The organism is Kitasatospora sp. NPDC032150, assembly GCF_055579945.1.
In genome coordinates this window covers 300,907-326,604 of sequence record NZ_JBVIMH010000004.1, presented here as the reverse complement: position 1 = coordinate 326,604, position 25,698 = coordinate 300,907, and the positions used below count along the sequence as shown (strand labels likewise).

Annotated in this window: 26 protein-coding genes; 13 read left to right on the top strand and 13 right to left on the bottom strand. The window is 71.7% G+C overall.

Going from position 1 to position 25,698, the window contains the following annotated elements:
- Window positions 1–191 precede the first annotated feature (191 nt).
- The gene (locus ACZ5ON_RS07725; protein WP_465586915.1) at window positions 192–881 is read right to left on the bottom strand and encodes a PH domain-containing protein; all 690 of its coding nucleotides are present in this window, start codon (window positions 879–881) and stop codon (window positions 192–194) included.
- A gap of 243 nt (window positions 882–1,124) precedes the next feature.
- Here ACZ5ON_RS07725 and deoC point away from each other — a divergent pair, with 243 nt between their 5' ends.
- The 5 genes from deoC to ACZ5ON_RS07700 all read left to right on the top strand — a co-directional run bounded on the left by deoC (window position 1,125) and on the right by ACZ5ON_RS07700 (window position 5,595).
- Window positions 1,125–2,111 carry a deoxyribose-phosphate aldolase gene (deoC, locus tag ACZ5ON_RS07720; RefSeq protein WP_465586911.1) on the top strand — a complete coding sequence of 329 codons (987 nt, stop codon included), beginning with the start codon at window positions 1,125–1,127 and terminating at the stop codon, window positions 2,109–2,111.
- A 4-nt stretch (window positions 2,112–2,115) separates the two neighbouring features.
- On the top strand, window positions 2,116–3,597 hold the full coding sequence (locus ACZ5ON_RS07715) for an aldehyde dehydrogenase family protein (protein WP_427392848.1): 1,482 nt from the start codon (window positions 2,116–2,118) through the stop codon (window positions 3,595–3,597).
- Window positions 3,590–4,492 (top strand): aldehyde dehydrogenase family protein, encoded by a 903-nt coding sequence (locus ACZ5ON_RS07710; protein WP_465586907.1) that lies wholly within the window; start codon window positions 3,590–3,592, stop codon window positions 4,490–4,492. Before ACZ5ON_RS07715 ends, ACZ5ON_RS07710 begins: the two co-directional genes overlap by 8 nt.
- 98 nt (window positions 4,493–4,590) lie before the next feature.
- A complete protein-coding gene (locus ACZ5ON_RS07705) occupies window positions 4,591–4,875 on the top strand; it encodes a hypothetical protein (protein ID WP_465586904.1) in 285 nt (94 codons plus the stop codon).
- A 78-nt stretch (window positions 4,876–4,953) separates the two neighbouring features.
- Window positions 4,954–5,595 (top strand): ATP-binding protein, encoded by a 642-nt coding sequence (locus ACZ5ON_RS07700; protein WP_465586901.1) that lies wholly within the window; start codon window positions 4,954–4,956, stop codon window positions 5,593–5,595.
- Between the two features lie 64 nt (window positions 5,596–5,659).
- Here the strand turns inward: ACZ5ON_RS07700 and ACZ5ON_RS07695 are convergent, their stop codons facing one another.
- Window positions 5,660–5,809, bottom strand: coding sequence for a hypothetical protein (locus tag ACZ5ON_RS07695; RefSeq protein WP_465586898.1), 150 nt, complete (start codon window positions 5,807–5,809; stop codon window positions 5,660–5,662).
- 26 nt (window positions 5,810–5,835) lie between these two features.
- On the opposite strand from ACZ5ON_RS07695, the gene ACZ5ON_RS07690 reads away from it, so the two are divergent.
- Entirely contained in the window at window positions 5,836–6,015 is a 180-nt protein-coding gene (locus tag ACZ5ON_RS07690) for a hypothetical protein (RefSeq protein WP_465586895.1), read from the top strand.
- A 184-nt stretch (window positions 6,016–6,199) separates the two neighbouring features.
- Here ACZ5ON_RS07690 and ACZ5ON_RS07685 read toward each other — a convergent pair whose 3' ends face one another.
- Window positions 6,200–7,153 (bottom strand): SigE family RNA polymerase sigma factor, encoded by a 954-nt coding sequence (locus ACZ5ON_RS07685; RefSeq protein WP_465586892.1) that lies wholly within the window; start codon window positions 7,151–7,153, stop codon window positions 6,200–6,202.
- Between the two features lie 276 nt (window positions 7,154–7,429).
- Between ACZ5ON_RS07685 and ACZ5ON_RS07680 the strand changes: the two genes are divergently transcribed.
- The 5 genes from ACZ5ON_RS07680 (at window position 7,430) to ACZ5ON_RS07660 (ending at window position 11,512) form a co-directional block, all read left to right on the top strand.
- Window positions 7,430–8,113 carry a response regulator transcription factor gene (locus ACZ5ON_RS07680; protein ID WP_344638073.1) on the top strand — a complete coding sequence of 228 codons (684 nt, stop codon included), beginning with the start codon at window positions 7,430–7,432 and terminating at the stop codon, window positions 8,111–8,113.
- 111 nt (window positions 8,114–8,224) lie between these two features.
- Window positions 8,225–9,847, top strand: coding sequence for an ATP-binding protein (locus ACZ5ON_RS07675; RefSeq protein ID WP_465586889.1), 1,623 nt, complete (start codon window positions 8,225–8,227; stop codon window positions 9,845–9,847).
- Window positions 9,844–10,221, top strand: a complete 378-nt coding sequence (locus ACZ5ON_RS07670) for a hypothetical protein (RefSeq protein WP_465586885.1) — start codon at window positions 9,844–9,846, stop codon at window positions 10,219–10,221. The genes ACZ5ON_RS07675 and ACZ5ON_RS07670 overlap by 4 nt, the downstream gene beginning before the upstream one ends.
- A gap of 332 nt (window positions 10,222–10,553) precedes the next feature.
- Complete coding sequence (locus ACZ5ON_RS07665) at window positions 10,554–11,177, top strand: VanZ family protein (protein ID WP_465586879.1); 624 nt, start codon at window positions 10,554–10,556, stop codon at window positions 11,175–11,177.
- A gap of 152 nt (window positions 11,178–11,329) precedes the next feature.
- Window positions 11,330–11,512: a PspC domain-containing protein gene (locus ACZ5ON_RS07660; protein WP_344638077.1), complete on the top strand. Its 183-nt coding sequence runs from the start codon at window positions 11,330–11,332 to the stop codon at window positions 11,510–11,512.
- 124 nt (window positions 11,513–11,636) lie between these two features.
- Here the strand turns inward: ACZ5ON_RS07660 and ACZ5ON_RS07655 are convergent, their stop codons facing one another.
- The 3 genes from ACZ5ON_RS07655 to ACZ5ON_RS07645 form a co-directional block, all read right to left on the bottom strand.
- Window positions 11,637–12,062, bottom strand: coding sequence for a hypothetical protein (locus tag ACZ5ON_RS07655; protein WP_465586872.1), 426 nt, complete (start codon window positions 12,060–12,062; stop codon window positions 11,637–11,639).
- 275 nt (window positions 12,063–12,337) lie between these two features.
- Complete coding sequence (locus tag ACZ5ON_RS07650) at window positions 12,338–13,486, bottom strand: adenosine deaminase (RefSeq protein WP_465586869.1); 1,149 nt, start codon at window positions 13,484–13,486, stop codon at window positions 12,338–12,340.
- 239 nt (window positions 13,487–13,725) lie between these two features.
- Window positions 13,726–14,682, bottom strand: a complete 957-nt coding sequence (locus ACZ5ON_RS07645) for a LysR family transcriptional regulator (RefSeq protein WP_465586866.1) — start codon at window positions 14,680–14,682, stop codon at window positions 13,726–13,728.
- A 63-nt stretch (window positions 14,683–14,745) separates the two neighbouring features.
- Here ACZ5ON_RS07645 and ACZ5ON_RS07640 point away from each other — a divergent pair, with 63 nt between their 5' ends.
- Entirely contained in the window at window positions 14,746–16,059 is a 1,314-nt protein-coding gene (locus tag ACZ5ON_RS07640; protein WP_465586863.1) for an MFS transporter, read from the top strand.
- Complete coding sequence (locus ACZ5ON_RS07635; protein WP_465586860.1) at window positions 16,056–16,610, top strand: Uma2 family endonuclease; 555 nt, start codon at window positions 16,056–16,058, stop codon at window positions 16,608–16,610. Before ACZ5ON_RS07640 ends, ACZ5ON_RS07635 begins: the two co-directional genes overlap by 4 nt.
- A 42-nt stretch (window positions 16,611–16,652) precedes the next feature.
- Here ACZ5ON_RS07635 and ACZ5ON_RS07630 read toward each other — a convergent pair whose 3' ends face one another.
- The 7 genes from ACZ5ON_RS07630 to ACZ5ON_RS07600 all read right to left on the bottom strand — a co-directional run bounded on the left by ACZ5ON_RS07630 (window position 16,653) and on the right by ACZ5ON_RS07600 (window position 25,463).
- Window positions 16,653–17,936, bottom strand: coding sequence for a thymidine phosphorylase (locus ACZ5ON_RS07630; protein ID WP_465586856.1), 1,284 nt, complete (start codon window positions 17,934–17,936; stop codon window positions 16,653–16,655).
- Between the two features lie 160 nt (window positions 17,937–18,096).
- Entirely contained in the window at window positions 18,097–18,492 is a 396-nt protein-coding gene (locus ACZ5ON_RS07625; protein WP_465586852.1) for a cytidine deaminase, read from the bottom strand.
- On the bottom strand, window positions 18,489–19,760 hold the full coding sequence (locus ACZ5ON_RS07620) for an ABC transporter permease (RefSeq protein WP_465586850.1): 1,272 nt from the start codon (window positions 19,758–19,760) through the stop codon (window positions 18,489–18,491). Before ACZ5ON_RS07620 ends, ACZ5ON_RS07625 begins: the two co-directional genes overlap by 4 nt.
- A complete protein-coding gene (locus tag ACZ5ON_RS07615) occupies window positions 19,757–20,911 on the bottom strand; it encodes an ABC transporter permease (RefSeq protein WP_465586848.1) in 1,155 nt (384 codons plus the stop codon). Before ACZ5ON_RS07615 ends, ACZ5ON_RS07620 begins: the two co-directional genes overlap by 4 nt.
- 3 nt (window positions 20,912–20,914) lie before the next feature.
- Window positions 20,915–22,468: an ABC transporter ATP-binding protein gene (locus ACZ5ON_RS07610; RefSeq protein ID WP_465587156.1), complete on the bottom strand. Its 1,554-nt coding sequence runs from the start codon at window positions 22,466–22,468 to the stop codon at window positions 20,915–20,917.
- 337 nt (window positions 22,469–22,805) lie between these two features.
- A complete protein-coding gene (locus ACZ5ON_RS07605) occupies window positions 22,806–23,873 on the bottom strand; it encodes a BMP family lipoprotein (RefSeq protein ID WP_465586845.1) in 1,068 nt (355 codons plus the stop codon).
- Between the two features lie 324 nt (window positions 23,874–24,197).
- Complete coding sequence (locus ACZ5ON_RS07600) at window positions 24,198–25,463, bottom strand: amidohydrolase (RefSeq protein WP_465586842.1); 1,266 nt, start codon at window positions 25,461–25,463, stop codon at window positions 24,198–24,200.
- Between the last annotated feature and the right edge of the window lie 235 nt (window positions 25,464–25,698).

Genomic DNA, 25,698 nt, shown 5'->3' with positions numbered 1-25,698 from the left:
CACCCCCCCACACACCCCCCCCCCCCCCCGCATCCCTACCACCCCACCAACCCCCCCCCCCCCCCCCCCCCCCCCCCCCCCCCCCCCCCCCCCCCCCCCCGGGCCCGTGGTACGCCCTGCGCCGCCAGCACCGGCGCGGCCCGGTCGGTCTCAGGCGTCCGGTCTCGAGTGTCCGGGTGCCGAAACGGCGCTCAGGTGGCCGCGATCAGCGTGACGAAGGCGACCAGGCCGGCCAGCGTGGGCGCGATGATCCACCAGCACCAGCGGACCGCCACCTCGCCGGCCGCGTCGGGCCGGCCCGCATTGCGCTCGGCGATCTCCTGGAGGGTGTCGACCACCTGGTCCGACCAGGCGCGGGTCGGGTCCGAGTCCCCCTGCCGCAGCCCGCGCCGGGCGGGCGCCTGGCGGCTCGACGCGGACGAGGCGCCCTTGAACGCCTCGGCGGCAGCGGCGGTGGCCCGGCTCGCCGCGCGGTTGGCCCGCTTGCGCTGCCGGAGCGACACCGGCACGGCCCAGACCTGGTACTTCTTGCCGCCGGCGAGCAGCTCCACCGAGTACCCCGCCCGCAGGGCCTCCACCGAGGCCCACGGCGCCTCCACCGTCCGCAGCGGGTTGCGGACCAGCAGCCGCCGGTCGTTCGCGTACACGACGGGCCGCAGGGTGTACGCGACCACCGGGAACCCGAAGACCGGGGCGGCGGCCAGCGCGACCCACGGCGTGCGGCCGGTACCGGTCACCATGGCGTCGATGATCAGCCACCCGGCGACGGCGAGCAGCAGCACGCCGGAGACGACACCGGGAACGGAGCGGTAGACGCGGTCGGCGTACTGCTCCTCGGGGGCGGCGTTGCCCGGGTCGGGCGTGCCGTCTGATTCGGTCATGGGGACGATTCTGCCCGATGGGCACCGGCTTCCCCATGGGCCCGAGATCACGAAATGCCGACACTCGCGGCCCCGCGGCGGTGGCCTCCCTCCCCCGCCCCGGCGGCCGGTGCCCCGGTCGGCGGATTCACCGGCCGGTGAGCGCCGCTCCCGGCGGCCGGCCGCTCAGGTCTCGGTCCCGCATCGATAGAGGACACCCCCTATGCGGCTTGCTACGCGCGTAGATATGCTGCCCTTGTGACCATGTCCACTGTTGCAGCCAACGCCCTCGGCGCTGCGGGCGGCGGCCTTCAGGACGTTGCGGCGTCCGAGGCCTCGCTCCGTCGCTTCCTGCACGGCCTGCCCGGCGTCGACGCCGTCGGCCTGGAAGCCCGCGCCGCCTCCCTCGGTACCCGTTCGATCAAGACCACGGCCAAGGCGTACGCCATCGATCTGGCCATCTCGATGATCGACCTGACCACGCTCGAAGGCGCGGACACGGTCGGCAAGGTGCGCGCACTGTGCACCAAGGGCCGAAACCCCGACCCGACCGACCGGACCACCCCCCGCGTCGCCGCGATCTGTGTCTACCCGGACATGGTCGCCACCGCGAAGGAGGCGCTGAAGGGGACCGACGTCCAGGTCGCCTCCGTCGCCACCGCGTTCCCCGCCGGGCGCGCCGCGCTCCCGGTCAAGCTGGCCGACACCGCCGACGCGGTCGCGGCCGGCGCCGACGAGATCGACATGGTGATCGACCGCGGCGCCTTCCTCTCCGGCCGCTACCTCGACGTCTACAACGAGATCGTCGCGGTCAAGGAGGCGTGCAAGCGCCCGGACGGCACCTACGCCCACCTCAAGGTGATCTTCGAAACCGGCGAGCTGCAAACGTACGACAACGTGCGCCGCGCCTCCTGGCTGGCCATGCTGGCCGGTGCCGACTTCATCAAGACCTCCACCGGCAAGGTCGCGGTCAACGCGACCCCCCCGGTGACCCTGCTGATGCTGGAGGCCGTCCGCGACTTCCGGGCGCTGACCGGCATCCAGGTCGGCGTGAAGCCGGCCGGCGGCATCAAGACCACCAAGGACGCCATGAAGTACCTGGTGATGGTCAACGAGACCCTCGGCGACGACTGGCTGACCCCGCACTGGTTCCGCTTCGGCGCCTCCAGCCTGCTCAACGACCTGCTGATGCAGCGTCAGAAGCTGACCACCGGCCGGTACTCCGGTCCCGACTACGTGACGGTGGACTGAGACCATGGCCAAGACCAACAAGAAGGCGGAAGAGACCGTGACCCCCAAGGGCCGCCTCTTCGAGTACGCCCCCGCGCCCGAGTCCCCCGCCGCGGCGGGCGACATCCAGAGCTCGTACGGCCACTTCATCGGCGGCGAGTTCGTGGACTCCAGCGGCAGCGAGGCGCTGAAGACCGTCAACCCGGCCACCGAGCAGGTGCTGGCCGAGTTCGCGCAGGGCACCGAGGAGGACGTCGACCGCGCGGTCGCCGCCGCCCGCAAGGCGTTCACCGACTGGTCGGCGCTGCCGGGCAGTGAGCGCGCCAAGTACCTGTTCCGGATCGCCCGGATCGTCCAGGAGCGCTCGCGCGAGCTGGCCGTGCTGGAGTCGATCGACAACGGCAAGCCGATCAAGGAGACCCGGGACTTCGACCTGCCGATGGTCGCCGCCTGGTTCTTCTACTACGCGGGCTGGGCGGACAAGCTGGACTACGCCGGCTTCGGCCCGAACCCGCGTCCGGTCGGCGTGGCCGGCCAGGTCATCCCGTGGAACTTCCCGCTGATGATGCTGGCCTGGAAGATCGCGCCCGCGCTCGCCACCGGCAACACCGTGGTCCTCAAGCCCGCCGAGACCACCCCGCTGACCGCGCTGCGCTTCGCCGAGATCTGCCGCCAGGCCGGCCTGCCCAAGGGCGTCGTCAACATCGTCACCGGTGACGGCCGCACCGGCGCCGCGCTGACCGCGCACCCGGACGTCAACAAGGTGGCCTTCACCGGCTCGACCCCGGTCGGCCGGGCGATCGCCCGGCAGGTGGCCGGGACGCGCAAGAAGCTGTCGCTCGAACTCGGCGGCAAGGCCGCGAACATCGTCTTCGACGACGCGCCGATCGACCAGGCGGTCGAGGGCATCGTCAACGGCATCTTCTTCAACCAGGGCCACGTCTGCTGCGCCGGCAGCCGCCTGCTGGTCCAGGAGTCGATCCAGGACGAGCTGCTGGACGCCCTGAAGCGCCGGATGGCCACCCTGCGCGTCGGCGACCCGCTGGACAAGAACACCGACATCGGTGCGATCAACTCGGCCGGCCAGCTGGCCCGGATCACCGAGCTGGCCGCCTCCGGCGAGGCCGAGGGCGCCGAGCGCTGGGCCCCGTCCTGCGAACTGCCCAGCGCCGGTTACTGGTTCCGCCCGACCCTGTTCACCGGGGTCAGCCAGGCCCACCGGATCGCCCGCGAGGAGATCTTCGGTCCGGTGCTCTCCGTGCTGACCTTCCGCACGCCCGCCGAGGCCGTCGAGAAGGCCAACAACACCCAGTTCGGTCTCTCCGCCGGCATCTGGACCGAGAAGGGCTCGCGCATCCTGTGGATGGCGAACCAGCTCAAGGCCGGTGTGGTGTGGGCGAACTCCTTCAACAAGTTCGACCCGACCTCGCCGTTCGGCGGTTACAAGGAGTCGGGCTACGGCCGCGAGGGTGGCCGCCACGGTCTGGAGGCCTACCTCGATGTCTGAGCTCACGAGCCGTCTTGACGTCCTCAAGACCTACAAGCTGTACGTCGGCGGGAAGTTCCCGCGCTCCGAGAGCGGGCGGGTGTACGAGGTGACCGACAGCAAGGGCCAGTGGCTCGCCAACGCTCCGCTCGGCTCCCGCAAGGACACCCGGGACGCCGTCCTCGCCGCCCGCGCGGCGATCAAGGGCTGGTCGGGCACCACCGCGTACAACCGCGGCCAGGTGCTCTACCGCGTCGCGGAGATGCTCCAGGGCCGCCGCGAGCAGTTCACCGCCGAGGTGGCGGCCGCCGAGGGCATCGGCGCCAAGAAGGCCGCCGCGCTGGTGGACGCCGCGATCGACCGCTGGGTCTGGTACGCGGGCTGGACGGACAAGGTGGCGCAGATCGCGGGCGGTGCCAACCCGGTCGCCGGTCCGTTCTTCAACCTGTCCTCCCCCGAACCGACCGGCGTGATCGGCATCGTGGCGCCGCAGTCCGGGTACGGCTTCTCCTTCCTCGGCCTGGTCTCCGCGATCGCCCCGGTGATCGCCACCGGCAACACGGTCGTGGTGGCCGCCGCCTCCGACGCACCGCTGCCGGCGCTCTCGCTGGGCGAGGTGCTGGCCACCTCCGACCTGCCGGGCGGCGTGGTCAACGTGATCTCCGGCCGCACGGCGGACATCGCGCCCACCCTCGCCTCGCACCAGGACGTGAACGGCCTCGACCTGTCGGGCGCGATCGCCGCCGAAGGACCGGGCTCCGCCGCCGAGTTGGAGGCCGCGGCCGCCGAGACCCTCAAGCGAGTGGTCCGCCCGGCACTCGACCCGGCCGCCCTGGACTGGACCGATGCGCCCGGCACCGAGCGGCTGCTCTCCTTCCTGGAGACCAAGACGGTCTGGCACCCGATGGGCATCTGACCGCCTCCGCACGAACCGGCCGTCCCCGGTGCCCCTCTCCCCAGGGGCCCGGACGCGCCGAGGACGGACCCGCACCTCTCCCTCCTGGTGCGGGTCCGTTGCCTTGGACCGACCGGCAGCAGGGCTCGCGGCGTCGCGCTCCCCACTGCCGGTCGGTCTCATCCACCCGCCGTCCTTCGGGGCCACGAGCCGCCGGTCGGCGGGCAACCGGCGCCCTCGAACTGCCGCCCGGCGGCGAGTTCTTCGGCCCCGGGCCCGCGGCCCCGGACGGCCAGGACTGGCTCGCCACCGTCTACCAGCCGCCCGGCGGCGGGGCCGCGGTGAACATCCAGGTGCACACCCGCTACCTCGCCTCGGTACGGCTGGCGTTGGGCGGCGGCTGAGCGCACGGGGGCCGAAAGCGAAGAGGTGACGTACGCCCGGTTTCGGCATCGGTGCCTGATGCGTCAGACTGGTGTCCCGTGAGTGACTCCCCGCTGAACCAGCCGTCGATGCTCCCTGCCCGAGTGGTGCTGCTCTCCGGTCCCTCCGGTTCGGGCAAGTCCTCACTCGCCGCCAGGACGGGACTTCCGGTCCTCCAGCTGGACGACTTCTACAAGGACGGCGACGACCCCTCCCTCCCCCTCCTGCCCGACGGCGGGGTGGACTGGGACTCCCCGCTCGCCTGGCACCGCGAGCAGGCGATGACGGCGATCAGGCGGCTGGCGGAGGACGGCCGGGCCGAGGTGCCGGTGTACTCGATCCCCGACAACGGCCGGATCGGCACGCACCTCCTGGACCTCGGCGGCGCCCCGGCGTTCATCGCCGAGGGGATCTTCGCCGCCGAGATCGCCGAGCAGTGCGGGGACGAGGGACTCCTCGGCGACGCGCTCTGCCTGCGCAACCACCCGCTCACCACGGCCTGGCGGCGCCTGCGGCGGGATGTCCGCGAGGGACGCAAGTCGCTCCCGGTGCTGCTGCGGCGCGGCTGGCGGCTGATGCGGGCCGAGCACGGCATCGTGTCCCGGCAGGTCGGGCTCGGCGCGTACGCCTGCGGCGGTCCCGAGGCCGAGCGCAGGGTGCGGACCGTCGCCGCGCGGACGCCGGCGGCCGTCGGGGTCTGATCCCGTGCGGCTCGGTGCCGGACGGTGACCACCAGTCCGGTGAGCCTCCAGGAGCCCCTCGGGCTCAGGCCAGGTCCCGCCGCATCAGGTCCCGGTAGGCCTCCCGCCGCACCACCGCCCGGGAGTGCCCGTGCCCGCAGAACACCACCGGCGGCCGCCGGGCACCGTTGTAGTTGTTGCTGAGCGCGTACGTGTAGGCGCCGGTGGCCGGCACCGCGACCAGTCGGCGGCCCGGTCTCCGTGGAGGACCTGGACCGCCGGGTGCTCGCCTACTCCTCGCTGCCCGACCAGCCGATGGACGAGCTGCGCCGCCGGGGCATCCCGACAACACCGAACGGCCCGCGCAGCCGAGCCAGTCTCGACCACCCCGACGACCGGCTCTCCTGCTGGCTCCAGCTCCGCCTTCACCAGCGCCCGTAGGCCGCCCGGGGCGCGGGTGGTTCGCGTCCCCCGCCCGCCCCGGGCAGCAGAAGGCCCGGTGCCTCTCCCCGGCACCGGGCCCTTCCACCGGGTCAGATCTTCGGGTTCCCCCTCCGGCCGCCGCTCCCCCGAGCCGGCGGTCGCGCCCTCGATCTGCCCCACCCGTCCCCCACGGGAGTCCTTGTCAGGCGACGAGCTCCCCGAACGCGAGCACGGTGTCACCCGTGCGGTTCAGCTGCTCGTCGTCCCGCAGCCGGCGCAGCGCGCGCCAGATGCTGCTCTTCACCGTGCCGACGCTGATGCCGAGGATGTCGGCGATCTCCGGGTCGGTGCGGCCCTCGTAGTAGCGGAGCACCAGCATGGTCCGCTGGTTCTCCGGCAGCTTGGCCAGCGCCTGCCACAGCACGGCCCGCAGCTCGGTGCCGCCCATGGCGTCGGTGTCGCCGACCGTCTCCGGCAGCTCCTCGGTCGGGTACTCGTTGACCTTGCGGCGCCGCCAGGCGGAGATGTGCAGGTTGGTCATGGTGCGGCGGAGGTAGCCGCCGACCGCCGCCTTGTCGGTGATCCGGCCCCAGGCGCGGTAGGTGCTGAAGAGCGCGCTCTGCAGCAGGTCCTCGGCCTCGTGGCGGTCGCCGGTGAGGTGGTAGGCCGTGGCGTACAGCGAGGCGCGGCGCTCGCGGACGTACGCGGTGAACTCCTTCATGTGCTCCGCTTCGGCGGCCGCCGTGGCCGGCGCGGCAGCCGCGACCGGTGCGGCCTTCTCCGCGACCGGAAGCCGGAACACCGACGCCCCGGGGGCGGTGGCGGCGCGGCCGGCCGGCTCCCCCGAGCCGAGACCGACCGCGACGCCCTTGCCCGTTGCGTTCCCCTGACCCGTCACGCGGACGGGGAGGACTCCCCGCAGCGTGAGGGTCGAACCGGTCTCGGCCGCCGCCCCCCGGTGGCCGATCCCGAACAGGTCCCCCGACCTGCTCCCGCCGCTGATGCGGCGGTTCCCGGTGCTGTGTGCGCACCCCCGTACGATCACGGCACCGGAAGCCTCGTCCGTCCGTACCTCGAAGTGGGTCCTGGTGGCGACTGCCGACGAACGCGCGTTTCGGACGGCCGCGGTGCTGCGGGTCTTGAGCGTGGCGTTCATCGTGACACCCCCATGATCGGTACGAGCGGTTCGCTGTCCGCCGCCGCACTCCCCCGTCCCTCGGGCCGGGGCGTCGTCGCGGCGACAGGAAGAATCCTGCCCGCCGGTCGTCATGGCGCTGTCCGCCGACTGTCACAGAGCTGTCACAGCGGCCGGGACTTTGGTCCACAATTCCTCCGCACCAGCGTGGACGCCCAGGGTCACGTTCCGGTTCCCGACCCCCACGGCCGTGACGCGGCAGGTGATTCGATCCGCCGAGTGGGCCAGAATGAGGCCGTGCCATACCTCCTTCTGATCGAGGACGACGACGCCATCCGGACCGGCCTCGAACTCGCCCTCACCCGCCAGGGTCACCGCATGGTCACCGCCGCCTCCGGCGAGGACGGTCTGAAGCTCTTCAAGGAGCAGCGGCCGGACCTGATCGTGCTCGACGTGATGCTGCCCGGCATCGACGGCTTCGAGGTCTGCCGCCGGATCCGCCGCACCGACCAGCTGCCGATCATCCTGCTGACCGCGCGCTCGGACGACATCGACGTGGTGGTGGGCCTGGAGTCCGGCGCGGACGACTACGTGGTCAAGCCGGTGCAGCCCCGGGTGCTGGACGCCCGGATCCGCGCGGTGCTGCGCCGCGGCGAGCGGGAGAGCTCGGACTCCTCGGTGTACGGCAACGTGGTGATCGACCGCTCGGCGATGACCGTCACCAAGAACGGTCAGGACCTCCAACTCACGCCCACCGAGCTGCGGTTGCTGCTGGAGCTGAGCCGCCGGCCAGGCCAGGCGCTGTCCCGGCAGCAGCTGCTGCGGCTGGTCTGGGAGCACGACTACCTGGGCGACTCCCGGCTGGTGGACGCCTGTGTGCAGCGGCTCCGGGCGAAGGTGGAGGATGTACCCTCGGCGCCGACGCTGATCCGCACGGTCCGAGGGGTGGGCTACCGGCTCGACCCGCCCAACCAGTCCTGACGGCCGTCCGCGGCACTCTCCGGCGGGCCGCCGGCCCGGCTCCGAACGACCGAGCACCCAGCCCTGGACGACCAGCGGCCCGGCTCTGAACGACATTGGTGAGAACCCCAGTTGACTGTTGACCCTCATACCTCGCGCCGTCCGCGCCCCTGGCGGTGGCGGCAGCTGCGTTCGCTGCGGGTACGGCTGATCGCGGTGTTCGCCGTCGTGGCGCTGTGCACCGCCGTCTCGGCGTCCGGGATCGCGTACTGGCTCAACCGCGACGCGGTGCTCAAGCGCGCCCAGGACACCGCGCTGAACGACTTCCGGGTCTCCCTCACCCGCAATGTCTCCGACCTGCCGCTGAACGCGTCCTGCCCGCAACTGACCAACCTGGCGAACCTGGTGGCCACCTCCGGCCTCAACTACCAGGTGGTGGTGGTCGACGAGGGCCAGCCCGACTGCGCCGCCTCCTCCGCCCCGTCGAGCTTCACGCTCACCCAGGTGCCGCCGGCGCTGCGGGCCACGGTGGCCAGGCCGCGCGAGACCAACTCGGCCAACCCGTACGCGTACCACCTGTACTGGCAGCGGGTGAACCTGGACGGGAAGCCGTACGTGGTCGGCGGCACCAAGGTGGTGCCGAGCGGGCCGACGGCGTACATGTTCAAGTCGCTGGACAACGAGCGGGCCGACCTCAACACCCTGGGCTGGTCGCTGGCGATCGCCACCCTGCTCGCGCTGATCGGCTCCGCACTGCTGGCGCAGGCCGCCTCGGCCACCGTGCTGCGGCCGGTGAAGCGCCTCGGCGAGGCGGCCCGGCGGCTCGGCGAGGGCAAGCTGGACACCCGGCTCGACGTCGAGGGCGGCGACGAACTCGCCGACCTGGCACGGACGTTCAACCGGGCGGCGGAGTCGCTCTCCGAGCAGGTGGAGGAGCTCAGCGCCCGGGAGGCGCAGAGCCGGCGGTTCGTCGCTGACATGTCGCACGAGCTGCGCACCCCGCTGACCGCGATGACCGCGGTGACGGACATCCTGGAGGACGAGGCCGAGCTGCTCGACCCGATGATCGAGCCGGCCGTGCGGATCGTGGTCAGCGAGACCCGCAGGCTCTCCGACCTGGTGGAGAACCTGATGGAGGTGACCAGGTTCGACGCGGGCACCGCCAAGTTGGTCGCCGACGAGATGGACATAGCCGACCTGATCACGTCCTGCATCGACGGCCGGGCCTGGTACGACGCGGTCGAGGTGGACGCCCCGCGCGGGATCCTGGCCGTGGTCGACCCGCGCCGCCTGGACGTGGTCTTCGCCAACCTGATCGGCAACGCGCTCAAGCACGGCGGCTCGCCGGTACGGGTCAGGGTCCGCCAGGTCGGCCAGACCGTGGTGGTGGAGGTCTCCGACAGCGGTCCGGGCATCCCGGAGGACGTCCTGCCGCACGTCTTCGACCGCTTCTTCAAGGCCGACAAGGGTCGCGCCCGCTCCGAGGGCAGCGGGCTCGGGCTGTCCATCGCGATGGCCAACGCACAGATCCACGGCGGCACCATCACCGCCGCCAACGGCGAGGTCGGGGCGGTGTTCACGCTGACCCTGCCGCTCACCCCGGGCGGACCGCTGGACGGCCCGGGCACCGCGGACCCGGCTCCCGCCGCGGCCACGGACCCGGAATCAGAACCGGAATCGGAATCGGACATGGGCCCGGCAGTGGCGCCGACCGTGGAGCAGGCCGGCTCGGCCGATCAGGAAGGTGCCCGGTGAACGTACCCAGGACCGCTGCGGCGGCCGCACTGCTGACTGCCGTCCTGGCGACAGCGACGGGCTGCGGCATCCGGCCGACCGCCGTGCCCGTCGACGCGGGCGCCCCGGCCAGCCGGACGGCCTGCCCCAACCCGTACACGGTTCCGACCGCGGTGCTGGCTCCGACGCCGAGCACCGCGCCCCGGCCGTCCGCCGCAGCGGGGAGCCCGTCGGCCGCTCCGTCCGGCACGCCGTCGGCCGCGCCGTCGGGAGTGCCCTCGGCCGGCGCGCCGGGTGCGACGGCGAGCGGCAGCCCCGGCGCGGACGCCACGGCCAAGGGGCCCGTCAGCGTGTTCAGCGCGGTCCCCTCACCAGGAGCGTCCCACTGCCCATGAACGGGTTACCCCGAACCCGCGTGACCGAGCGCGGAACCGTGAACGACAAACGGGGCGTCCTCCCCGGCGTGCAGCGAGATGGCACCACCACGCGCCACGAGCGCGGGACCGGCGTACGGGCCGGCAGCAGCCCCACCCAAGGGGCGTACGCTCCGTCCTTCGCGCCGGATTCCTCCCGGTCCGGGCTTCCGCGGCAGCCGAAGGAGGCGCCGCAGGACGCATCCCCGGACGGACCACCTTTCCCGGACGGATCACCTTTCCCGGACGGATCACCTTTCCCGGACGGATCACCGGAGCAGTCGCAGCCCTTCGGGGACGGTTACGCGCCCGAAGTGTCGCCCCGGGCGCGGCGGATCGGCCTGACCGTGCTCGCCGGATACCTGGCGGTGGTCGGGTGGTTCACCCTGCGTCCGGTGACGGTCGGCTGGACGCCTCCGGCCAACCTGACCCCGTTCGCCTCGGTCGGCCAGGCGCTGGCCCTCGGCGGCCTGGCCGGTGCCCGGCAACTGGCCGGCGGGCTGCTGCCGCTGGCACCGCTCGGCGTCCTGCTCCCGCTGGCCGGCGGACGGCTGCGGACCGGCTGGCTGCCGTCCTTCCTGCACACCGTGGGCGGTTCGGCACTGCTGGCCACCGGCCTGGAGATCCTCAAGGGCTGGACGCCCTGGCACGTCTCGAACGTGGACGACATCCTGCTGGGCACGCTCGGTGTCGCCGCCACCCACCTGGCCTTCGTCCCGGCCGGCCGGAGCGCGCTGCGCCGGCGGGCCCCCGGAACGCCCGCGACGCCCACGCCGTCCTCCTGTGCCGCGCCTGCGGCCGAGCCCGTTGGCGAGCCCGCACCAGCACCCCGGACGGCCGCGTCCGCGTCCCCGGCGACCACGCCGGTGCCCCAGGTGAGCGCGGTGGCCGCCCCGCTGGGCTCCGCCCACCGGCCGGTTCTCAGGGGCCATCCCTGAACCGACCCCGAGCCGTCGCTACGCCGACCCGGTGAGAGCTCAGGGAGCCGGATCACCATCGCGGCTGACGTCCGAAAGCGGCGGGAGAACCGAGGATGGAGACATGCCCGCCGGAGAGACCGGCACCGGGCCGAAAGACTTCGGAGAGCTCCATGAGCGTCCTTGCCCGCCCTCGCCACAACCGCGTCATCGCCGGCGTCTGCGCCGGGATCGCCGACCGCTTCGGACTCTCCCCGTGGACCGTCCGGCTCATCTTCCTGGCCTCCTGCCTGCTGCCCGGGCCGCAGTTCCTGATCTACCTGGCGCTCTGGCTGCTGCTCCCGCAGGAGCCGTGAGCCGACGGCGCCGGCCGCGCCTCGACGCACACCACAACGCCCCGAAGGGCCGCCGGTCCGGGCGGCCCTTCGGGGCGTTCGGGCGATTGCGCGCCGGCCGCGAGGCCGGCCTGCAACCGGTGGATCAGCCGGCGATGCCGGGCAGCTGGGCGTTGCCGAGCGCACCGGTGAGCGCACCGGCGCCGGGCACCTTGCTCAGGGCGTCCGCACCCGGCAGGCCGCGGGTCTCCTTCTTGGCGCCGGCCGGAGCGTCCTCGGCGGGCGCGTCGGCGGTCCCGTCGGCCGCGGGGGCCTGCGCGGCCGTGGCCGGGGCCAGGGAGGAACCGACACCGTGGTTGAGGTCGCCCACCGCGTTGGTGACCGGGGCGGTCGGCAGCTTGCCGGTCGCACTGGTGGCGACGCCGGTCAGCGCCCCGGACTTGTCCAGCACGTTGGCCGGACTCCCGAACCCACCGGAGCCGGCGGCGGCGGAGGCGGAACCGGCGGCAGCCGCCGCGAGCGCGACGCCGAGCGCCGCGGTTCCGGCGATCTTCAGAGTGGCCTGCTTCATGTGTTGGTCCTCGGTCCTCGTCGGTGGGCGGCGCGCGGACGCGTCCGGGGACGCACACCGCTACACCGTGTCAACAGTGACTGGCACACCGTAGTGACAAGGTTCCGGGAGGTACAACGACCGTTAACTCAAAGGGGTGACCGGTCGGATGAACGCAGGACCCGGGCAACGGCCCCGCGTTCATCCGACCGCTCGTCAGGCGCCGTTTCGGGCGTCCCGGGACCGCGTCAACACGGAACGCGATCGCCGAGGGCCACCCGGGCGCCCGGCGGCCGTCAGGCGCCGGGGCTGAACAGCCACTCCGCCTTGAGCTCGGCGTAGCCGGGCTTGATCACGTCGTTGATCATCGCCAGCCGCTCGTCGAAGGGCAGGAAGGCCGACTTCATGGCGTTGACGGTGAACCACTCCATGTCGCCCAGGGTGTAGCCGAACGCCTCGACGAGGTGCTCGAACTCGCGGCTCATGCTGGTGCCGCTCATCAGCCGGTTGTCGGTGTTCACGGTGACCCGGAACTTCAGCCGGCTGAGCAGGCCGATCGGGTGCTCGGCGTACGAGGTCGCGGCGGCCGTCTGCAGGTTGGAGGTGGGGCACATCTCCAGCGGGACGCGCTTGTCACGCACGTACGCGGCCAGGCGGCCCAGCTCGACCCGGCCGTCCTCGTGGACGGTGATGTCGTCGATGATCCGCACGCCGTGACCGAGCCGGTCGGCGCCGCAGCACTGCAGGGCCTCCCAGATCGACGGCAGGCCGAAGGCCTCACCGGCGTGGATGGTGAAGTGGTTGTTCTCGCCCTTGAGGTAGTCGAAGGCGGCCTGGTGGCGGGTGGGAGGGTAGCCGGCCTCGGCACCGGCGATGTCGAACCCGACCACACCCTGGTCGCGGTAGCGGTTGGCCAGCTCGGCGATCTCCTGGGAGCGGGCGGCGTGGCGCATCGCGGTGAGCAGCGCGCCGACCCGGATCCGGTGGCCGTTGGCCTTGGCCCTGGCCTCGCCGAGGCGGAAGCCCTCGTTGACGGCCTCGACCACCTGGTCGAGGGTGAGGCCGGCCTCCAGGTGCTGCTCGGGGGCGTACCGGACCTCGGCGTACACCACGCCGTCGGCGGCCAGGTCCTCGGCGCAGTCGGCGGCGACCCGGATCAGGGCCTCGCGGGTCTGCATCACGGCGCAGGTGTGCGCGAAGGTCTCCAGGTAGCGGACCAGCGAGCCGGAGTCGGCGGCCTCGCGGAACCACTCGCCGAGCTTGGCCGGGTCGGTGGTGGGGAGCCCCTCGTAGCCGCAGGCGGCGGCCAGTTCGACGATGGTCTGGGGGCGCAGCCCGCCGTCGAGGTGGTCGTGCAGGAGCACCTTCGGGGCACGGGCGATCTGGTCGGAGCTGGGAATGCGGGGGCCTGTGGTGCCCGCAGCGACAGGGATCTGCTTCTCCATTGCGGGAGTGTAGCCCCTACGCGCGTAGATTCACCATGTCGATCACCGCTCGTCCACCCGGACAGCGCAGCGGGACCACCCGGGGGGCGGCGCCCCGGGCCGCGCGGAGAGCCGCCCATCAGCGGAGAGCCGCTCATCAGGGGCACCGGCTCCGGACGACGGCCCGCCCCGTCCGGCAGGGGGCGGATCCGGTCCACCGTGGCAGGTCCCCGCGCAGCCCGCCGGCTCCGCGGGCGCCCTCAGTCGTGGTCGAGCAGCCGCCCCCGGCGGGAGAGGACGAAGTCGCGGAACGCCGCCGCCGGCGGGGTCAGCGGCCGGCCCGCCACCCAGGCGAGGCCGATCGCCCGGCGGGTGCGGGGCGCCGTCACCTCCAGTTCGACCACGCCGGGGCGCGGGACGAGACCGGGCGGCAGCAGCGCCACCCCGAGCCCGGCCGCGACCAGCCCCCGCAGCGTCTCCGCCTCCTCCCCCTCGAAGGCGATCCGGGGCGAGAACCCGGCCTCCGCACAGAACGCCTCCGTCATCACGCGCAGCCCGTACCCCTCCTCCACCACCACGAACGGCTCCTGCGCCACCTCGGCCAGCCGGATCCGGCGCCGCCCGGCGAGCCGGTGGTCGGAGGGGACGGTCAGATGGAGCCGCTGCTCGTCCAGCGGACGGGCTGCCAGATCGGTCGCGTCCGGCAACGGTGAGACCAGGCAGAGGTCCAACTCGCCGGCGCGCAGCCGCTCAAGCATCGCCGCGACGTAGTCCTGCACCAGCTGGAACCGCACCTGCGGGTGCCCGGCCCGGAAGTCCCGCAGCAGCGCCGGCACCGCGTCCGTCCCCATGGTGTGCAGGAAGCCGAACGCCACCCGCCCGGACACCGGGTCGGTCTCCGCGCGGGCCAGCTCGACGCCGCGCTCCAGCTCGGCCAGCGCCCGCTCGACCGAGCCCAGCAACAGCCGGCCCGCCCGGGTGAGCCGGACGGTACGGCCCTGCCGGGCCAGCAGGTCCACCCCCAGCTCGCCCTCCAACCGGGCCACCGCCCGGGAGAGCGTCGGCTGCGGCATCCCCAGCAACTGCGCCGCCTGCGTGACGTGTTCCAGCCGGGCGACCGCCGCGAACTGGGCCAGCTGCGGCGCGAAGTTGGCGACGGCGGACTCCCGGCCGAGTTCGGCCGGGTGCAGGGGCGGCGAGCTGCTCTCATGCGTCACAGCATCGATTCTCCGCCAGTCATGCATTGGACGCATCAAGCGGCACGGTCCTACGTTCTAACCATGTCGCCTGCCAGTGAGGGGGCATCCGCACCGGCACGACCGGGCGCCCCCGCCCAACCAGCTTCCACCGCCCCCACCGACGCCGGGCCCGAGGACTCGCGGCACCGCCCGGGTGAGCACGGCTTCCGCCGCGCCAACCTCGCGCTGTTCGCCGCCGGGGTCGCCACCTTCGTCCTGCTGTACTCCACCCAGGGCCTGTTGCCGATCCTCTCCGCCGACCTCGATCTCACGCCGGGGCAGGCGAGTTGGACCTCCTCGGCGGCAACCCTGGGACTGGCGCTGGCACTTCTCCCGGCAAGCGCGCTGTCCGACCGGTTCGGCCGCACCGCGGTGATGACCGCCTCCACCGTGGCCGCCTCGGTGATCGCCCTGGCCCTGCCCCTCGCGCCGGACCTCGCCACCATGGTGGTGCTGCGGGTGCTCCAGGGCGCCGCCCTCGCCGGGCTGCCCGCGACCGCGATGGCCTACCTCGCCGAGGAGGTCCACCCGAGCGCGCTGGCCTCCGCGATGGGCCTGTACGTGGCGGGCAACAGCATCGGCGGCATGGGCGGCCGCCTGGTCTCCGGCTGGGTGGCCGCCGCCTGGGGCTGGCGCTGGGGCCTCGCCGCCTCGGCCGCCATGGCCGTGCTGGCCACCCTGGCGTTCCGCCTGCTCATCCCGGCCGCCCGGAACTTCCGCCGGGCCCCGGTGGACGCCCGCGCCCTGACCCGTACGGTCTCGGCCCACCTGCGCAATCCACTGCTGCTGCGGCTGTACCTGCTCGGGCTGCTCTTCATGGCCGTGTTCGGCGCGGTCTACAACACCGTCGGCTACCGGCTCATCGCCGCGCCGTTCCACCTGCCCGAGTCGCTGGCCGCCTCGATCTTCGCGGTGTACCTGGTCGGCACCGCCACCTCGGCCTACGCCGGCAGGCTCGTCGGCCGCGTCGGCCGGCGCGGCGCGCTGTACGCCTCGATCGGCACCACCACCGCCGGGCTGCTGCTCTCGCTCGGCGACTCGCTGGTCTGCGCGCTGCTCGGCCTGGTCCTGATCACCGCCGGCTTCTTCGCCGGCCACGCCACCGCCTCGTCGTCGGTCGGCCGCACCGCCACCCACGGCCGCGCCCAGGCCTCCGCGCTCTACCTGATCGCCTACTACCTCGGCAACAGCCTCGGCGGCACCGTCGGCGCCGACGAGTACCACGCCACCGGCTGGACGGGCACCACCGTCGTCGGCCTCACCGCGATGGCCCTGGCCGCCGCCGTCACCCTCTACGCGACCCGCCAGGCGATCACCGCCCGGCGGTCGGGCGCCGTCGATACACTCCGACCATGAGCATCGATCCGGCAACGTACGCCCGACTGCGGGAGATCGCCGACCAGCTGCCGGAGATCCCCGGGATAAGCAAGGTGGAGATCGCCGACGGCGAGATCGTCATGATGATGTCGCCGGTGAAGCGGCACGAACTGGCCGTCGTACGAATCGCTCGTCAGCTCAACCAGCAGCTGCCGAAGACTCATCCCGGCTACATCGCGCATCCGGGAGCCGATCTGGAGGACACGGGTCTGGGTCGACTGCGATGCCCCGACCTCATGGTCTTCCCGGAGCAGGTGCTTGAGGGCGAGGAGCCGGCGGTCCAGCCGCACGAGGTGTTGCTCGTGGTCGAGATCGTCTCCAAGTCCAACCCGGAGAACGACTACGAGAACAAGGCCCGCGACTACGCGGCCATGGGCATCCCGCTCTACCTGCTGGTCGATCCGCGCAAGGGCACCGGCATCGTGCACGACCAGCCCGGCTACGCCTCCCGCAAGGAGTTCGCGTTCGGCGACGCCGTCACCGTCGGCCCCTGGACGATCGACACCTCGGTCCTGCTGACGTACGCCTGACGCACACCGGCGTCAGGCGCACGCCGGCAGGACCTCGGACGATCACGCGATGCGGTCCAGGACGATCGGGTTCGGGGTGAACCCGGTGCCCGCCGGGGAGATCTCGATACCGCCGGACAGCGCCTCGATCGCGTAGTCGTAGCGCTCGGGGGTGTCGGTGTGCAGGGTCAGCAGCGGCTGGCCGGCCGTGACGGTGTCGCCGGGCTTGAAGTGCATCTCGACACCGGCGCCCGCCTGCACCGGGTCCTCCTTGCGTGCGCGGCCGGCACCCAGGCGCCAGGCGCAGACGCCCACGGCGTAGGCGTCCAGCTTGGTGAGCACGCCGCTCTCCGCGGCGGCGATCACGTGCTGCTCGCGGGCGACCGGCAGCGGGGCGTCCACGTCGCCGCCCTGGGCGGTGATCATGCGGCGCCAGTGGTCCATCGCGGAGCCGTCGCGCAGCGCGTCCGCCGGGTCCTTGCCGTGGACGCCCGCCGCGGCGAGCATCTCGCGGGCCAGCGCGATGGTCAGCTCGACCACGTCGGCCGGGCCGCCGCCCGCCAGCACCTCGACGGACTCGCGGACCTCCAGCGCGTTGCCGGCGGTGAGCCCGAGCGGGGTGGACATGTCGGTCAGCAGGGCGACCGTGTTGACGCCCGCGTTGGTGCCGAGACCCACCATGGTGCGGGCGAGCTCCTGGGCGTCGGCGAGGTTCTTCATGAACGCGCCGGAGCCGACCTTGACGTCCAGGACCAGTGCGCCGGTGCCCTCGGCGATCTTCTTGGACATGATCGACGAGGCGATCAGCGGGATCGCCTCGACCGTGCCGGTGACGTCGCGCAGCGCGTACAGCTTCTTGTCGGCGGGGGCCAGGCCGTCGCCCGCCGCGCAGATGACCGCGCCGGTGTCGCGCAGCACCTGCATCATCTCGTCGTTGGAGAGCAGCGCCCGCCAGCCGGGGATGGACTCCAGCTTGTCCAGGGTGCCGCCGGTGTGACCGAGGCCCCGGCCGGAGAGCTGCGGAACGGCCGCACCGCAGGCCGCGACCAGCGGGGCCAGCGGCAGCGTGATCTTGTCGCCGACACCGCCGGTCGAGTGCTTGTCGGAGGTCGGCACGCCCAGCTCGGAGAAGTCCATCCGGACCCCGGAACGGATCATCGCGTCGGTCCAGCGGCTGATCTCCCGGAGGTTCATGCCGTTCAGCAGGATGGCCATGGCCAGCGCGGACATCTGCTCGTCGGCGACCTCGCCGCGGGTGTAGGCGTCGATCACCCAGTCGATCTGAGCGTCGGTCAGCTCACCGCGATCGCGCTTGGTGCGGATAACGGAGGGGGCGTCCATGGACATGGAATCTCCAAGAGGATGGGTCAGATACTCACGTGCATGCGATCGGCGACTCGCTTGCGGGAGTTGCCGCAGGAACATCGCCGCGAAAAGCGGAGAGTGCCGCGAAAAGACCGGATTTCAGTCTTCTCGCGACACTCTACGCGCGTAAAACGAGCTGCTGCTAGAGCCGCTCGGGTCCGAACGCGTCCGGCAGGACCTGCGCCATGGACTTCACGCCCGAGGGCAGGTCGATCAGCAGGTCCGGACCGCCGTGCTCGTACAGCAGCTGGCGGCAGCGGCCGCACGGCATCAGCAGCTCACCGGCGCCGTCCACACAGGTGAACGCCACCAGCCGGCCGCCGCCCGAGGCGTGCAGCGCGGAGACCAGGCCGCACTCGGCGCACAGCCCGAGCCCGTACGAGGCGTTCTCCACGTTGCAGCCGGTGACGGTGCGCCCGTCGTCGACCAGGGCCGCGGCCCCGACCGGGAACTTGCTGTACGGCGCGTACGCGCGCGACATCGCGTCCCGGGCGGCGGCCCGCAGCCGCTCCCAGTCCGGGGCCCCGGCGCCGGTCACTTGCCCTGGCCCTTGCGGTAGATCTGCCCGTCGGCCTTCGGCGGGCGCAGTCGCTGCGAGGCCAGCGCGAGCACCACCAGGGTGATCACGTACGGCGTGGCGACGATCAGCGGACGCGGCACCGAGTCGGTGGTCACGTACCAGGCGGCCAGGCCACCGGCCACCACGAAGCTGACGATCGCACCGGTGACCTTGCGGCGGTACAGCTGCCACACCGCCATCAGCGCCATCGCCACGGCGACCACGATCAGCAGCACGTGCACCGAGTCGGCGTCACGCAGCTGGAGGCTGTCGGTGAAGCCGAACAGGCCCGCACCGGCGGCCAGGCCGCCCGGCAACCAGTTACCGAAGATCATCGCGGCCAGACCGATGTAACCGCGGCCCTGGGTCTGCCCGTCCTTGTAGAAGTGGGCCGCCACCAGCGAGAGGTACGAGCCCGCCAGGCCCGCGAAGGCACCGGAGACGATGACCGCGATGTACTTGTACTTGTAGACGTTGACGCCCAGCGACTCGGCGGCCGTCGGGTTCTCGCCGCACGAGCGCAGCCGCAGACCGAAGACGGTGCGCCAGAGCAGGAAGTAGCTGGCGACCACGAGGGCGGCGGCGATCAGGATGACCACCGAGAGGTTGGTGACCACGCCACCCAGGATGCCCGCGACGTCGGAGACCAGGAACCAGTGGTGCGACTCGACGGTGTCCAGCCAGTGCGACAGGCCCGGCACCGTGATGTTCGGCAGCGAGTTGGCCGGCGGGGACTGGTTGGCGCCGGCACCGTCGGCGACGTAGTCGGTGTAGTAGATCTTGTTGATGTACGCGCAGATGCCGGGGATCAGCAGGTTGATGCCGACACCGGAGACGATGTGGTCGACACCGAAGGTGACGGTGATGACCGCGTGCAGCAGACCGCCGAGCGCGCCGCCCGCCATGCCGGCGAGCAGGCCGACCCAGGGGTTGACCAGGAAGCCGGCCCAGGCACCGCAGAAGGTGCCGGCGACCATCATTCCTTCCAGACCGATGTTGACCACACCGGCCCGCTCGGACCACAGACCGCCGAGACCGGCGAGGGCGATCGGCACGGCCGAGCCGAGCGCGGCGGCGACCTGGCCGGAGGAGGTCAGACCGTGGTTGCCGGTCAGCATGCCGACCGCGGAGAACAGCGTCAGGACGCCGGCGATCAGCAGCAGCACGACCGGGGTCGAGAGCTTGGCCTTCTTGGCGGGCGTGCTGCCCGGGGCCTTGGGCTTAGCAGCAGCGGTTGCGGTACTCATGCCGCCACCTCCTTCTTGGCGGCCGCAGCGGCCTGTGCGGCGAGCTGGGCGCCGACCTTCTGCTGCTGGCGCTTCAGACCGAAGCGGCGCACCAGCTCGTACGCGACGACGACACAGATGACGATGACACCCTGCATGACCGCGGCGATCTCCTGCGGGTAGCCGGAGAACGGCAGCTGGACTGCGGTGGCGTCCAGGAAGGCGAACAGCAGCGCCGAGAAGGCGATGCCGATCGGCGAGTTCCGGCCGAGCAGCGCGATCGCGATGCCGAGGAAGCCGAGACCGGGCTGGAAGCTCTGGCCGTAGCTGTAGGAGTTCTGCAGCAGGTCGGGCAGACCGATCAGACCGGCCAGCGCGCCGGAGACCAGCATGCTGGTCAGCACCATGCGCTTGACGTTGACGCCCGAGGCGTGCGCGGCGCTCTCCGAGCGGCCGGTGGCGCGCAGGTCGAACCCGAACCGGGTGCGGGTGAGAACCAGCTGGAAGACCACGCCGACCAGGACCGCGACGAAGATGAAGCCCCAGAGGCTGCCGCCCTGGGTGTCCAGGGCGAAGAAGTGGCTGGAGGCCGAGACCGGGTCGGTCTGGATGGAGTTGCTGACGCCGCCCTTGCTCGACGGCGCGAACACGCCGGGGACCAGCAGCAGACCGACCACCGCGGTGGCGATGGAGTTCAGCATGATGGTCGAGATGACCTCGCTGACGCCCCGGGTGATCTTCAGGACACCGGCGACACCGGCCCAGATGGCGCCGACCAGCATGGCGACGGCGATCAGCAGCGGGATCTGGACGACCGCGGGCAGGTCCACCTGGGAGCCGACGAACGCCGCGAACAGCGCGGCCAGCTTGTACTGGCCCTCGGCGCCGATGTTGAACAGGTTCATCCGGAAGCCGAAGGCGACCGCGACACCCGCGACGTAGTAGGTGGTGGCCTTGTTGAGGGTGGCCACCTGGGCGTCGGACTTGACGCCGTAGCTCAGCATCGTGCTGAACGCGTTGAACGGGTCCAGCCCGGAGACGGCGAGCAGGACGGCACACAGCACGACCGAGAGCAGCACGGCCAGCACCGGCGCGGAGAGGCCGAGCAGGACGCGCTCGCCGTCGAAGCGCTTGGCCGCCGGGCGCTTGGCGGTTTCAGGACTACTGGTCATGGGTTACTCCCCCGCCTGCGCGTTGCCGTCGGCGGTGTCGGTGGGCTCGTCGGCGGACTCGCCGTGGTGCGGGTGCTCGGCCTCGGCCTCGGTGCCCTCGGCGGCGACCGCCTTGTCCTCCTCGACGGCCTCGGCGTCGGACTCGATGTGGCCGGTGGCCGCACCGGTCATCGCGGTGCCCAGGTCCTCGGCGGTGACCGTGGCCGGGTCGGCGTCGGCGACCAGGCGGCCGCGGTAGATGACCCGGATGGTGTCGGAGAGGCCGATCAGCTCGTCCAGGTCGGCGGAGATCAGCAGCACCGCCAGGCCAGCGCGCTGCGCGGTGCGGATGTGCTCCCAGATCTGTGCCTGCGCGCCGACGTCCACGCCGCGGGTGGGGTGGGCGGCGATCAGCAGCTTGGGGTCATGCGCCATCTCGCGGCCGATGATCAGCTTCTGCTGGTTGCCACCGGAGAGCGAGGCCGCGGTGACGTCGATCCCGGGGGTGCGGACGTCGAACTCCTCGACGATCCGCTGGGTGTCCTTGCGGGCGGCGACCGGGTCCAGGAGGACGCCCTTGGAGTTGGGCGACTCGGTGACGTGGCCGAGGATTCGGTTCTCCCAGAGCGGGGCCTCCAGCAGCAGAGCGTGCCGGTGGCGGTCCTCCGGGATGTAGCCTATGCCGGCCTCGCGGCGGGCGCGGGTGAGCGAACCGGAGAGGTCCTTGCCGTCCAGCGTCACGGTGCCGGCGTTCAGCGGGAGCATGCCCATGATCGCCTCGACCAGTTCGGCCTGGCCGTTGCCCTCGACACCGGCGATGCCGAGGACCTCGCCCTTGCGGATGCTCAGCGAGATGTCGTCCAGGACCACGCGCTCGATGCCCTCGGCGTCCGCCTTGGCGATGCGCAGGCCCTCGACCTTGAGCATCTCCACGTCGGTGACGGTGCACTCGCGGCTCTCCGGGGAGGGCAGCTCGGCGCCGACCATCAGCTCGGCGAGCTCGCGGGCGGTCACGCTCTTCGGGTCTGCGTCACCGACGGTGGTGCCGCGGCGGATGACGCTGATCGCGTCGGCCACCGAGAGCACCTCGTGCAGCTTGTGCGAGATGAAGATGACGGTGACGCCCTCGGCCTTGAGTTCGCGGAGGTTGTCGAAGAGCGCGTCCACCTCCTGCGGCACCAGCACCGCGGTGGGCTCGTCCAGGATCAGGATCCTGGCGCCGCGGTAGAGCACCTTGAGGATCTCGACGCGCTGGCGGTCGGCCACGCCCAGGTCCTCGACCAGCGCGTCCGGGCGCACGCCCAGACCGTACTGGTCGGAGATCTCCTTGATCTTGGCCTTGGCCTTGGCGCCTATGCCGTGCAGCTTCTCGCCGCCGAGGACGACGTTCTCCCACACGGTGAGGTTGTCGGCCAGCATGAAGTGCTGGTGCACCATGCCGATGCCGCGCGCGATGGCGTCACCGGGGGTGTGGAACTCGACCTGCTCGCCGTTGATGGTGATGGTGCCCTCATCGGGCTTCTGCATCCCGTAGAGGATCTTCATCAGCGTGGACTTGCCGGCGCCGTTCTCGCCCATCAGGGCGTGCACGGTGCCGGTGTTCACGGTGAGGTTGATGTCGTGGTTGGCCACGACGCCGGGGAAGCGCTTGGTGATGCCGCGCAGTTCGACGGCCGGTGTCGCCGTCCCCGTGCTGGGGTTGCCGCCCTTGTTCAGGACGGGTTCGGAAGCGGTGATGGCGATCTCCTGGTGTTCTGGATGGCGCGTCGCTGCGCTGGGAGGGCCAAGACGGGGGGATTTGAGGGGGATGGGAGGGGCCCGGTGGAGCGCGTTACGCGCGCCCCGCCGGGCCCCTCCCTGAATTCGCGTCAATCATGCCCTGCCCGGCAGGAGGCAGTGGCAGGTCAGGCTGGTGTCAGTTCTGCGGCGCGGTCGGGACCTTGGTGGCACCCGAGGTGATGGCCGTGGTGGCGTCGTCCAGCTTGGCCTTGAAGTCGTTTATGAAGCCGCCGGTGGTGGCCAGCGAGACACCGTCGCTCTTCAGGTCGAAGTTCTTGACACCGGTGAGCGGGTTGCCGTCCTTGGCCGCCTTGATGTACTGGAACACCGCGACGTTCACGTTCTTCACCATCGAGGTGAGGATGTGGTCCTTGTACTTCTGCAGCGCCGGCTGCTTGGCCTGGTCGGCGTCGACGCCGATGGCCCAGGCGCCGTCCTTCTGCGAGACGGCCTCGATGGCGCCCGAACCGGAGGAACCGGCGGCGGAGTAGATGATGTCCGCGCCCTTGTCGAGCTGGCCCTGAGCGGCCTCCTTGCCCTTACCCGGGTCGTTGAAGCCGCTGAAGTCCGGCGGGGTGCTCAGGTAGGTGGTCTCGACCTGGATCTTCGAGTCGACCGAGGCGACACCGGCCTTGTAACCGGCCTCGAACTTCTTGATCAGCTCGGACTGGACACCGCCGATGAAGCCGACGTGCTTGGTCTTGGTCTTCAGCGCGGCGGCGACACCGGCCAGGTACGAGCCCTCCTGCTCCGAGAAGGTCAGCGAAGTGACGTTGCTCGGCTGGGTGTTGGAGGAGGAGTCGATGATCGCGAACTTGACGTTCGGGTTCTCCTTGGCGACCTTCTCGACGGCCGGCTGGTACACGAAGCCGACGGCGACGATCGGGTTGTAGCCCTTGGAGACCAGGGTGGAGAGGCGGGTCTCCTTGTCGGCCTCGGCCTCACCGGTCTTGGCCTCCTGCTCGGCGACGTCCACGCCCAGCTGAGCCTTGGCATCGTCGAGGCCCTTGGCGGCCGAGTCGTTGAACGACTGGTCACCACGGCCGCCGATGTCGTAGGCCATGCCGACCTTGAGGGCGGAGCCGCCGGAGGAGCCGGAGCCGGAAGAGGCGGTGTCGGTGCTCTTTGCGCCGCAAGCGGCGAGCGAGGCGATGCCCAGGGATCCCGAGAGCACTACCGCGGCGAGCTTCATTGAACGGCGCAAGGGAGTTTCTCCTTCTCAACACAGCCGTTTGGCGTGGTTGAGCGCCACCGTAACGCGCGTAGAACACGGTTGGGTCACAGCCTGCAGGGGCCTGGGGGTTGTTACCAAAATGTGGTCCTACGTCCGGACAAAGCGGACAAAAACGAAACTCTTTATCCCCCGAACTGTCAGTGTCTGGTGATAACGCGAACACCCTGCGCCAGTACTCGAGTACCCTACGCCAAGACGCCGCTTGCTCTCACATCCGCTTCTCACATATCCCGCCACCGATTGCCGCTTGCCGCTTGGCCCCGGGGGGCGGGAAGGCGACTCCCGCCCCCCGGCTCACACCCGGCCGTGCTCCAGCGCCAGCGCCGCGAAGAGCTCCACCCCGATCCCGATCGCCCGCTCGTCCACGTCGAAGTCGCCCTGGTGCAGGTCGCGCACCCCCTTCTCGTGCGGGGCCCGGACGCCGAGCCGGGCGAGCGCACCGGGGGCCTGCTCCAGGTACCAGGAGAAGTCCTCACCGCCGAGGCTCTGTTCGGTGTCCTCGACCACCGGGCCACCGCCCTGGGCGAAGCGGGCGGTCATCGCCGCCTCCAACTGCGCGATCGACTCGTGCTCGTTCACCACCGGCGGCACGCCGCGGTGGTAGTCGAGGCTCCACTTGGCGCGGTAGGTCTCGGCGATCTTGGCGATCAACTCGTGCAGCGCGTCGGGTGCCTCGCGCCAGCCCGCCAGCTCCAGGCAGCGGACCGTGCCCTCCAGCTCGGCGTGCTGCGGGATGACGTTCGGCGCCGACCCCGAGGCGATCCGGCCCCAGACCAGGCTGACGCCCCAGCGCGGGTCCATCCGGCGGGCCAGTGCGGCGGGCAGGTCGGCGGCCACCCTGGCCACCACCGTCACCAGGTCGGTGGTCAGGTGCGGCCGGGCGGTGTGGCCGCCGGGGCCGTCCAGGTGGAGCTCCAGGCGGTCGCAGGCCGAGGTGATGGCGCCGATCTTCAGGCCGATCCGGCCGACCGAGACCCTGGGGTCGCAGTGCAGCGCGAAGATCCGGCCGACCCCCTCCATGCCGCCCGCCTCGATCACGTCCAGCGCGCCGCCCGGCATCACTTCCTCGGCCGGCTGGAAGATCAGCCTCACCGGCTGCCTCAGCTCCCCGGTCTGCAGTGCCTGGACCAGCACCAGCGCGGTACCCAGCAGCACCGAGGTGTGCACGTCGTGCCCGCAGGCGTGGGCCCGGCCCGGCAGGGTGGAGTGGTAGGGGACCTCGGTCTTGGCGTCGTCGATCGGCAGCGCGTCGATGTCCGCGCGGAAGGCCAGGAAGGGCGTGCCCGGCCTGATCCCGGCCGGCACCAGGTCCACGATCATGCCGGTGCCGCCGGGGAGCACCTGGGGCGTGAGCCCGGCCGCCACCAGCCGCTCGCGCAGCAGCCGGGTGGTACGGAACTCCTGCCGTCCGAGCTCGGGGTGGCGGTGCAGGTCCCGGCGGAAGGCGATCAGCTCGGCCTCGTACGCCCGGACCCGGGCGCGCAGGTCGGAGCCCGGCCGGACGGCACCAGGGCGGGCGGGGGGTGTGGGTGCGGACTCGACGGCCTGAGGTTGGTTCACCTCAACAAGAGTAGGCCGGTGACAGGGATTTGGCCTGACTTCCGAAGAAGTCATGCTTACCGGCCGTGCAGATGGGTATGACATACCGTTTCAGCCGCCTTCCCGATGATCACTGCCCTGTGCAACGACTCCAGGGCCCGACGGACACGGCGACCTCCCCGCGCCTTCCGCAATCCGCCCCTCTGCCCGGATTGCCCCGCACTGCCCCCCCGAACGCGGGTCATGCGCTGGCAAA

Excerpts from the sequence above, each read along its gene's own strand:
- ACZ5ON_RS07635 (WP_465586860.1), top strand. The coding sequence starts at position 16,056 with ATGAGCATCGATCCGGCAACGTACGCCCGACTGCGGGAGATCGCCGAC.
- ACZ5ON_RS07655 (WP_465586872.1), bottom strand. The coding sequence starts at position 12,062 with ATGAAGCAGGCCACTCTGAAGATCGCCGGAACCGCGGCGCTCGGCGTC.
- ACZ5ON_RS07630 (WP_465586856.1), bottom strand. The coding sequence starts at position 17,936 with ATGTCCATGGACGCCCCCTCCGTTATCCGCACCAAGCGCGATCGCGGT.
- ACZ5ON_RS07710 (WP_465586907.1), top strand. The coding sequence starts at position 3,590 with ATGTCTGAGCTCACGAGCCGTCTTGACGTCCTCAAGACCTACAAGCTG.
- deoC (WP_465586911.1), top strand. The coding sequence starts at position 1,125 with ATGTCCACTGTTGCAGCCAACGCCCTCGGCGCTGCGGGCGGCGGCCTT.
- ACZ5ON_RS07715 (WP_427392848.1), top strand. The coding sequence starts at position 2,116 with ATGGCCAAGACCAACAAGAAGGCGGAAGAGACCGTGACCCCCAAGGGC.
- ACZ5ON_RS07610 (WP_465587156.1), bottom strand. The coding sequence starts at position 22,468 with ATGGGCGAGAACGGCGCCGGCAAGTCCACGCTGATGAAGATCCTCTAC.
- ACZ5ON_RS07650 (WP_465586869.1), bottom strand. The coding sequence starts at position 13,486 with ATGGAGAAGCAGATCCCTGTCGCTGCGGGCACCACAGGCCCCCGCATT.
- ACZ5ON_RS07725 (WP_465586915.1), bottom strand. The coding sequence starts at position 881 with ATGACCGAATCAGACGGCACGCCCGACCCGGGCAACGCCGCCCCCGAG.
- ACZ5ON_RS07615 (WP_465586848.1), bottom strand. The coding sequence starts at position 20,911 with ATGACCAGTAGTCCTGAAACCGCCAAGCGCCCGGCGGCCAAGCGCTTC.
- ACZ5ON_RS07640 (WP_465586863.1), top strand. The coding sequence starts at position 14,746 with ATGTCGCCTGCCAGTGAGGGGGCATCCGCACCGGCACGACCGGGCGCC.
- ACZ5ON_RS07620 (WP_465586850.1), bottom strand. The coding sequence starts at position 19,760 with ATGAGTACCGCAACCGCTGCTGCTAAGCCCAAGGCCCCGGGCAGCACG.
- ACZ5ON_RS07685 (WP_465586892.1), bottom strand. The coding sequence starts at position 7,153 with ATGAACGCCACGCTCAAGACCCGCAGCACCGCGGCCGTCCGAAACGCG.
- ACZ5ON_RS07660 (WP_344638077.1), top strand. The coding sequence starts at position 11,330 with ATGAGCGTCCTTGCCCGCCCTCGCCACAACCGCGTCATCGCCGGCGTC.